Raw genomic sequence first — 8,401 nt, forward strand, 5'->3', positions numbered from 1 at the left:
TCCGACACGAGGTTGTTGTAGCCGAACGACGCACCGCGCTCGCACACCAGGATGTTGCTGCCGTCGCCGCCGGCCGCGATCGACGCCGCCTTGGCCTTGTCGACGACATTCTTCATGTCATGCGGCGCCATGAACTGCGCTTTCTTGATGTTGACCGGCTTGCCGGCGCTGGCCACCGCCTGGATGAAATCGGTCTGGCGGGCGAGGAAGGCCGGGGTCTGCATCATGTCGACCACTTGGGCGACCGGCCCCACCTGCGGGATGTCGTGAACATCGGTCAGCACGGGAACGCCAAGCTCGGCGCGGACTTTCTCGAGGATGCGCAGGCCCTCGTCCATGCCGGGACCACGGAAACTGGTCCCCGACGAGCGATTGGCCTTGTCGAAGCTCGACTTGAACAGGAACAGGATGCCGAGCTTGTCGGTGATCGCCTTCAATCGCTCGGCCGTCCGCAGCTGAAGCTCCTCGCTCTCGATCACGCACGGGCCGGCGATGAGGAAGAAGGGCTGGTCGAGCCCGATGGTGGTTCCGTTGAAAATCATGAGCGTGCCTTAGCCTAGCGTTGCGACGACTGCCACCGGTGCCCAATCCCCAAGGCCATATTGTGGCGCGAAGCTGGCGGGGAATGGTTCGCCGGCGTGGATTCCGCCGGTGACGAATATACAATCCAGCCCCTGGCGGGCGGCACCGAGGACGTCGGTCGGAAGCGCATCGCCGATGGCCAGAACGGCCGACTTGTCCGGATTGCCGCCAAGCGCGAGTGCATGGTCGTAAATCGCCGGATGCGGCTTACCGTACCAGCGGACGGTGCCGCCGAGCCCTTCATAGAGGTCGGCAATGGCACCGGCGCAGGCCTCGGGAACCCCGCCGCGGATCACCATCCGGTCGGGGTTGAGGCAATGCATCACCACCCCGCGCGCGGCAAGCGGTTCGATGTCGGCGAGATAGTCGGCCACATTCGTTCGCTGGCCGTCGAGGCCGAGGCAGGCGAGGTCAGTGAAATCGCCACTAGAGGCAATCATCACGCCGCGCGATTCGATGATTGCGCAGTCTTCGGTGGTGCCGATGAAGCCGACCGGGGCGCCGAGGGCGTTGAGCGCCGCGATCCCGGCCTCACCACTGGTTGAGATCCCGTGCCACGCACCGCGCGGCAGGCCGATCCGGCCAAGCTGCTGTTCGACGGCCTCGGCAGTGCGCGGGGCATTGGTGATGAGGATGATCCGCCGCCCCTCTCCCGCCCATCCGAGCAGGCGATCGGCAGCACCGGAGTACAGGTCAACGCCATCGTGCACGACGCCCCAGATATCACACAGGATGACCCGATATTGCGGCGGCAGCGCTTCGAGGAAGCTCATTCGAGCCCCGCCATCGCCAGCGAATCCTCGATCGGGCTGACATCCTCGGGATTATTGAGTTCGCGCAAGGTGAAGGCGGGCGTCGCGACATCGACCACGTCGATCGGAACGCCAGCAACCAGGAACCGCAATTGCTCGAGCCCTTCAAGTTCCTCGAGTTCGGTCGGCGGGGTTGCGACGTAAGTGGCGAGCGCGGCGCGGCGGTAGGCGTAGACGCCGATGTGGAGTCGCACCGGGGAGAGTTTATGATCAAGCGACCCGGCGGGAAGGTAAGGGATGAGCTTCTTCGAGAAATACAGCGCGCGACTGTCATTATCAATCACCACGCTGGTCCCTCCGACGCGGCCAGCGACTTCCTCCGCCTGCAACTTGCGCACTTCGTCGCTGCGCTGCCGCATTGCGGGGGTCGCGACGAGGGACCCGGGCGAGTTGGCAAGCTGGTCGACCAAGGCGGTGACGAATCCCGGCGGCGTCAGCAGCGCATCGCCCTGGAAATTGACCACTAGATCGACATCGGCATCAAGCTGGTCGAGTGCTTCGGCGCATCGCTCGGTACCATTGCGGCATGCGTCGCTGGTCATCAGCGCGCTGCCGCCAAAGCCGCGCACGGCGGCGGTGATCCGGTCATCGTCGGTGACGACATGAACCGCGGTGATCCCCGGAACCTGCATCGCAGTTTCATAGCTTCGCTGGATGAGCGGCTTGGCGGCCCCGGTGGCGCCCTTCAGATCGACCAACGGCTTGCCCGGATACCGGCTCGACGCGAACCGCGCCGGGATCAGGATGACGGCTGTCATCGTGCCGCCGGGGTATCATGGATGTGGACGACGCCCACCGGGCGACCGTCTTCAGCGACGAACAAGGTCGTGATCCGGTGCTCCTCGAACAGCGACAGGGCGTCATCGACCAGATCGTCAGGAGCGATCAATTTGGGGCTGGCGTTCATGAAGGCCGAGGCCGGATGGTCGAGACCACGTTCGATGTTGCGGCGCAAATCGCCGTCGGTGATCACCCCGACCAGGCGACCGTCGCTGTCGACCACGCCGACCACGCCGAGGCGCTTTTCGGTCATCACCATGATTGCGTCGTGCATTGAGGTATCGATGCCGACCAGCGGCAACTTGTCGCCGCCATGCATCAGCCGCTTGACCGGGCGAAGCCGGATGCCGAGCGATCCACCGGGGTGGATTCGGCCAAAGTCGGTTCGGCTGAACCCTTTTTCCCGCATCACCGTCATCGCCAGCGCATCGCCCAAAGCCAGCGTCATGGTGGTCGATGTCGTCGGCGCGACCGCCTCAGGGCCAACCTCGGGCCAGTGCGGCAGGACCAAAGCGGCGGCAGCCGCATTGCCCAGCATCGATCCGGCCTGACCGGTGATGGCGATGATCGGAACGCCGATCGCGTCGAAATGGTCGATCACCGGCTGCAGCTCGGCAGTCTGGCCCGATTGCGAGATGAGCAGGGCGACGTCGCCACCATCAGCAATCCCAAGGTCACCGTGGATTGCTTCGGATAGATGGAGAAAGGTCGCGGTAGTGCCGGTCGAGGCGAAGGTCGCGGCGATCTTGCGGCCGATGTGCCCCGACTTGCCGAGCCCCGAAACAATCAATTTGCCCTTGGCATCGAGGATCAGGCGGCAGGCATGATCGAATTCGACGCCAAGCGATTCCGCCAGCGCATCGAGCGCGCGGGCCTCGTCGCGGATCATTTCCTTGCCGAAGTCGATCATCACTGCCTCACGCGTTCGCTTGAGGCGTCGCCCTAGCCTCTCCGCCCTAACCCCTCAAGCTTGACGCCGCCCGCCCCAGCGGCTTGTCTTGGCGCAACCGACAAAAGGGTAATCACCACGTGGCCAACAAACTCACCCGTTTCATCCTGATCGCTCTCGTCCTCGGCCTGATCGCTGGCTGGGTGACCCACGTGTCGATTGACGATGGGACGATCGAAAGTGCGGCGCGGCTGAAATCGATCGCCGAATATCTGGGGATCGTTACCGCCTTGTTCTTGCGGATGATCAAGATGATCATCGCACCATTAGTATTCTCGACCCTGGTGGTCGGCATCGCGCATATGGGTGACACCGCCGCGCTCGGCCGAGTCGGAGCGCGCAGCCTCGGCTGGTTCATTGGCGCCAGTGTGATTTCGCTCAGCCTCGGCCTGCTGCTCGTCAATTTGCTCCAGCCGGGCGTCGGGCTGAACTTGCCGCTTCCCGCCGCGAACGCGGCGAGCGGCATCGACCAGTCCACTTTCTCGCTCAAGGATTTCATCACCCACCTCGTTCCTTCCTCGATCGCCGACGCGATGGCCAAGAACGATATCCTGCCGATCGTCGTCTTTTCGGTGTTCTTCGGGGTCGCGATCACGGCGGTCGGTGACGCCGCCAAGCCGCTGGTGCGCGGGATCGAGGGACTGGTGCAGGTGATGCTGCAGATTACCAATTACGTGATGCGCTTCGCCCCGTTCGCGGTATTCGCCGCAGTCGCCGCCGCGCTGACCGAGCAGGGTCCTGCGATCCTCGTCACCTTTGGCCGGTTTGTCGGAAGCTTTTATCTCGGGCTGGCAATCCTGTGGCTATTGCTGTTCGGCGCGGCCTTCCTGATCGTCGGGGTGCGGGTGCGTCACCTCGCGCGCTTTATCCGCGACCCGATCGTGCTGGCATTCTCCACCGCTTCATCTGAAGCTGCTTACCCACGCACGCTTGAGGCGCTCGAGCGGTTTGGAGTGCCGCCACGGATCGCCAGCTTTGTGCTCCCGCTCGGCTATTCATTCAACCTCGACGGCAGCATGATGTACATGACCTTCGCCGCGATCTTCATCGCCCAAGCCTATGGCATCGACCTCAGCATCGGCCAGGAAATTACCATGCTGCTGGTGCTGATGATCACGTCGAAGGGCATCGCCGGCGTTCCCCGCGCGAGCCTCGTGGTCATCGCCGCGACCTTGCCGTTGTTCAACATCCCCGAGGCCGGACTATTGCTGATCCTTGCGGTCGACCACTTCCTCGATATGGGTCGAAGCGCGACCAACGTCGTTGGCAATGCGGTGGCGTCAGTCGCGGTGGCCAAATGGGAAGGGGTGCTCGACCCCGAGCTCTCGCCCGATATCACGACAAAGCGTGCACCGTCGCACGTTCCGCCGCTACCTCCCGGAAGTGAGCCCCGGCCTTAGACCGGCTGATCGATCGATCGCGGCGGCTGGCTGAAGTAGCGCGGGCCGGCGGGCGTCATGTGGAAGCAATCTTCGAGGCGAATGCCGAACTTGCCGGGCAAGTAGATACCCGGTTCGTTGGAAAAGCACATGCCGACCGCCAGCGGGGTGGTTTCGCCGTGCACGAGATTGACCGGTTCATGGCCTTCCATTCCGATCCCGTGCCCGGTGCGGTGCGACAGGCCGGGTAGCTTGTAGCCGGGGCCATATCCCCATGACGTGTAGGCTGCGCGAACCGCGTCATCGACACTTCCCGCAGGCGCGCCGATCTGCGCCGCCTTGATCGCGATCTGCTGGCCGCGCGCCATCTGGTCCCACACCTTGCGCTGCTCGACGGTCGCGTCGGCGCCCCATACGAAACTTCGCGAAATGTCGGATTGATAGCCATGCACGTCGCAGCCGCAGTCGAACAAGACATTGCTGCCACGCTCGACGCGCTGCACTTGGCGGGTGCCGTGCGGATAAGCGGTCGCCTCCCCCACCAGCACCAGCCCGCCGTCATAGCTGCCGCCCAACGCACGCGTGGCAGCGCCAATGATCGCGTCCATGTCCTCGCGGGTCATGCCCGCTTTGACTTGCGGCCAGGCGTGACGGAACGCGGCGATGGTGATGTCCGACGCGGCCTGCATCAGCGCCAGTTCGGCGGCGGTCTTGCGCATCCGCACCGCGCGGACGACCGGGTTGGCGCTGACGATCCGGCCGCGCGGGAGTTGCGGGCGGAGGCGATCGGCGAGGAAGAAGCGGTTGGTCTCCTCCATCCCGATGCGGCCCGTCGACGCGCGGCGCTCGGCAAGGAAGTCGGCCACCAGCTTGAGCGGCTCCTGATCCTCGTTCCAGGTTCGGATTTCGGCGTCGATCCCGAGCTGTTCGGCGATCGACGGGCGCTCGAAGAACGGAGTGACGACAATCGGCTGGCCGGTGGCGGGGATGACGACCCCGGTCAGCCGCTCGGACCGCCACCATTGAATGCCGGTGAAGTAATCGAGGCTCGGCCCCGATTCGACCAATACTGCGGCGATATCATTGCGCTGCATGAGCGCCTGGGCGCGGGCGATCCGCTGGATCCGCTCGGCACGGCCGATCGGTGGCGGCAGGACCATGGGCTTGAGATCACCCGCCTGCGCCACCGCCCCGCGGGCCAGGCCTGTCATCGACGTCACGGCAAGTGCGCCCGTAGCGCCGACGAAGCTGCGACGAGTCCATCCGGTCATGTCTTACCCCCTCTAGCCTCGATGCCACGCCCAGGTTGTTAGCGTAGCGCCCTCAGGAAGGTTCGTCGTTCAATTTCCCTGCTAACAGGGAATTTACAGGGAAAAAGGCGCGAAAGTGAGGCGCAGGCACCGAAAAAAGCCCAGAATCGTAGGAAATATCGCAGGTTTTCCCTGCGAAACTATCAGGGAAATTATTTGTCAAAGCAGGGAATGCGCCGACTATTAACACGGAACTGTGGGCGCAAAGATAAAGCCAGTTTTCGAACTGGATAAACCTAAAGGCCCTGTTTCGATGCCTGTGAATTCTGCCGCGGTTAGAATATCGAGGCCGGGTTCAATGGATGAGCTTTCAGTCACCCAGCCGCTTGAGGAAATGTTTGAACAAGGTTGCGAAGCAGAAAGCGAATGATGCAAAAGAAGGCTTAGATCGCCCTCTCGGTTGCGCGATGCGTGTTGGGGCTGATCGGAGGGGAAGGCAAACCCCAAGGAACGCCTTCCCCTTTTTCGACAACGTCGAAAAGCATCTGCAGTGTTGGGAGAATCCGCTCGTCATCTCTCCGGCCAACGGCAGGAATTAGTCCATTGCCGGCCTCTCGGCCAAAATGCCGTTACTGATAGATGACAGGCATCAGTTCGCTAGTCGATGCGGCCGCGATGAGCATTGCATTTCAAATGCCACGCCCATGCCGTCGAAATAATTGAATGGAGGTCGCTCATGACGGGCTTCCAACCTAGCTCACGCATTGCTTTCGCGGGATTGCTTACGAGCTCAGCAGGATCACCTGATCGCCGATCAGCAAGAGAATGAGGGACCGTTTTGCCCGTTATTGCTTCAATGGCTGCCAACACAGCGCGCACGCTCGATCCTTGGCCTGTTCCCAGGTTGAATGCGTCCGCTCCTTCCCGATCTTCCAGTTTCCCCAGGGCCTGGACATGGGCATCAGCGAGATCACACACGTGGATGTAGTCACGAATGCATGTGCCGTCAGGGGTCGGATAGTCATCACCGAATATCTGCAGAGGCGAAGCATCACCGGTTATAGCCTGTAGCGCCAATGGTATGAGGTGGGCTTCGGGCACATGGTTTTCTCCAATCTCCCCATCCGGATCGGCACCCGCGGCATTGAAGTATCGCAGGCACGTCGCGCGCAATCGATGGGCCGACGCGAAGTCCGATATCATCTGCTCAGCAACGAGCTTCGAATGCCCATATGGATTGATCGGCGCCTTGGTTGCTTCTTCAGGAATCGGAACGACCTCAGGGGTTCCATAGGTCGCGGCGGTACTCGAGAAAATCAGTCGCTCAATCGAATGATCGCGCATCGCCTCGAGTAATGTCAGCGTGCCGCCCACGTTATTGCGATAATATTTGCCGGGATCCGCAATCGATTCCCCGACGTAGGTGAATGCCGCAAAGTGCATCACCGCCTGGGGACGGTAACGGTCGATCACCTGGTTTAGTAAAGTTCGATCCGCCAAATCCCCAACTTCGAGTGGCCCCCATTGCACAGCCTCGCGGTGACCATAAATCAAGTTATCGTAGACGATGGGCAGGTAGCCGCTTGCTGCCAGCTCCTTGCAGGCGTGAGAGCCGACGTAGCCGGCGCCGCCAGTAACTAAAATCGGAATCAAAGAGTGAGTGACCATGCGCCTGCCTTAGAGCGGTCGGCACATGGCCGGCAATCGTTCGTATGCTGCGTTTATCTCCACCTCGCTTGAAACACTGAATAACTACCCCCAATAGCCTAAGAGCCGCTTGCAAGTCCAAAACCAATAATCTCGATGCGACTCAGAATGGTCTTGTAGTTATCCCCGATGTTCCCATAATTAACTTCTCTATTACTACATTACCAAACTTGACTGTATTATAGAAGTATAGGGTACTGGATAAACCAACAGCAAACCTAATGGAGTCTCACCCAATGAATATTCCAGTACTCGGGCCTAAATCTTGGCCGTCCATCGCTCGCCTGTCAGCTCCGATGCTGAGAACCGGCTTCATAGGCGGCAGCGACGCCAACATCATTCTCGGCGGTAATCCGAAGCGCATAGATCGGCTTTGGCGGGAAAAGCGTGGAGAAATTCCATCGGAAGACTTAACGCGCGTCCTTCCTGTCATGTTGGGAACCTGGACCGAAGACTTCAATCGGCAATGGTATGAGAGCGTCACTCGCGAACAGGTCTGCTCCGCTAATGAGCCGCTGATCTGCAGCACATATCCATGGCGGCGCTGCAATCTTGACGGCTTCATCGAGGATCGAGGCGCTGTATGGGAGGCAAAGCACACTGGCGCATTCACAAAATCCGATGAAGTGCTCGAACGTTACATGCCCCAGCTTCAGCATAACATGGCCATATCGAAAGCCGATTTGGCAGTGCTCTCCGTCATATTCGGAAATCACAAATTCGAGATTTTTGAAGTCGCATCCGACTGGTTATACCAACTGGATTTGCTCGAAGCGGAAGAAGACTTTTGGGACTGCGTGCAGACCGGGCGGGTGCCGGTTCCCATCAAACCCCCTGCTCCGCCCCGCCCTGTTGGAATCCGAGAGGTCTGTCTTGAAGGCAATAATTCCTGGGCATCGGCGGCGGCAGACTGGGTCGAGCTTCGGGAGGCTGCCAAGCGCC

General features: G+C 61.1%; 8 protein-coding genes. 2 read left to right on the forward strand and 6 right to left on the reverse strand.

Annotation, left to right across the window (positions count from 1 at the left end; translation table 11 throughout):
• The 4 genes from kdsA to RMN73_RS02030 form a co-directional block, all read right to left on the reverse strand.
• The coding region (gene kdsA / locus RMN73_RS02015; protein ID WP_309601648.1) for a 3-deoxy-8-phosphooctulonate synthase at positions 1-542 on the reverse strand (542 nt) is incomplete at its 3' end.
• A gap of 9 nt (positions 543-551) precedes the next feature.
• The gene (locus tag RMN73_RS02020; RefSeq protein ID WP_309601649.1) at positions 552-1,355 is read right to left on the reverse strand and encodes a TIGR01459 family HAD-type hydrolase; all 804 of its coding nucleotides are present in this window, start codon (positions 1,353-1,355) and stop codon (positions 552-554) included.
• Positions 1,352-2,152: a 3-deoxy-manno-octulosonate cytidylyltransferase gene (locus tag RMN73_RS02025; protein WP_309601650.1), complete on the reverse strand. Its 801-nt coding sequence runs from the start codon at positions 2,150-2,152 to the stop codon at positions 1,352-1,354. The genes RMN73_RS02020 and RMN73_RS02025 overlap by 4 nt, the downstream gene beginning before the upstream one ends.
• On the reverse strand, positions 2,149-3,084 hold the full coding sequence (locus tag RMN73_RS02030; protein ID WP_309601655.1) for a KpsF/GutQ family sugar-phosphate isomerase: 936 nt from the start codon (positions 3,082-3,084) through the stop codon (positions 2,149-2,151). Before RMN73_RS02030 ends, RMN73_RS02025 begins: the two co-directional genes overlap by 4 nt.
• Before the next feature lie 119 nt (positions 3,085-3,203).
• Between RMN73_RS02030 and RMN73_RS02035 the strand changes: the two genes are divergently transcribed.
• Positions 3,204-4,523, forward strand: coding sequence for a dicarboxylate/amino acid:cation symporter (locus RMN73_RS02035; protein ID WP_309601651.1), 1,320 nt, complete (start codon positions 3,204-3,206; stop codon positions 4,521-4,523).
• Here the strand turns inward: RMN73_RS02035 and RMN73_RS02040 are convergent.
• Complete coding sequence (locus RMN73_RS02040; RefSeq protein ID WP_309601652.1) at positions 4,520-5,773, reverse strand: Xaa-Pro peptidase family protein; 1,254 nt, start codon at positions 5,771-5,773, stop codon at positions 4,520-4,522. The two genes, RMN73_RS02035 and RMN73_RS02040, sit on opposite strands and share 4 nt — an antisense overlap.
• A 636-nt stretch (positions 5,774-6,409) precedes the next feature.
• Positions 6,410-7,420: a UDP-glucose 4-epimerase GalE gene (gene galE / locus RMN73_RS02045; protein ID WP_309601653.1), complete on the reverse strand. Its 1,011-nt coding sequence runs from the start codon at positions 7,418-7,420 to the stop codon at positions 6,410-6,412.
• Between the two features lie 275 nt (positions 7,421-7,695).
• Between galE and RMN73_RS02050 the strand changes: the two genes are divergently transcribed.
• Positions 7,696-8,401 (forward strand): YqaJ viral recombinase family protein (locus tag RMN73_RS02050; protein ID WP_309601654.1); only part of this gene is annotated, 706 nt, incomplete at its 3' end.

It is taken from the genome of Sphingomonas sp., assembly GCF_031372575.1.
Classification (GTDB): domain Bacteria; phylum Pseudomonadota; class Alphaproteobacteria; order Sphingomonadales; family Sphingomonadaceae; genus Sphingomicrobium.

What these genes read in the sequence shown, in the direction of transcription:
- RMN73_RS02020 (WP_309601649.1), bottom strand. Translation starts at nt 1,355, where the DNA reads ATGAGCTTCCTCGAAGCGCTGCCGCCGCAATATCGGGTCATCCTGTGT.
- RMN73_RS02025 (WP_309601650.1), bottom strand. Translation starts at nt 2,152, where the DNA reads ATGACAGCCGTCATCCTGATCCCGGCGCGGTTCGCGTCGAGCCGGTAT.
- RMN73_RS02030 (WP_309601655.1), bottom strand. Translation starts at nt 3,084, where the DNA reads ATGATCGACTTCGGCAAGGAAATGATCCGCGACGAGGCCCGCGCGCTC.
- RMN73_RS02040 (WP_309601652.1), bottom strand. Translation starts at nt 5,773, where the DNA reads ATGACCGGATGGACTCGTCGCAGCTTCGTCGGCGCTACGGGCGCACTT.
- galE (WP_309601653.1), bottom strand. Translation starts at nt 7,420, where the DNA reads ATGGTCACTCACTCTTTGATTCCGATTTTAGTTACTGGCGGCGCCGGC.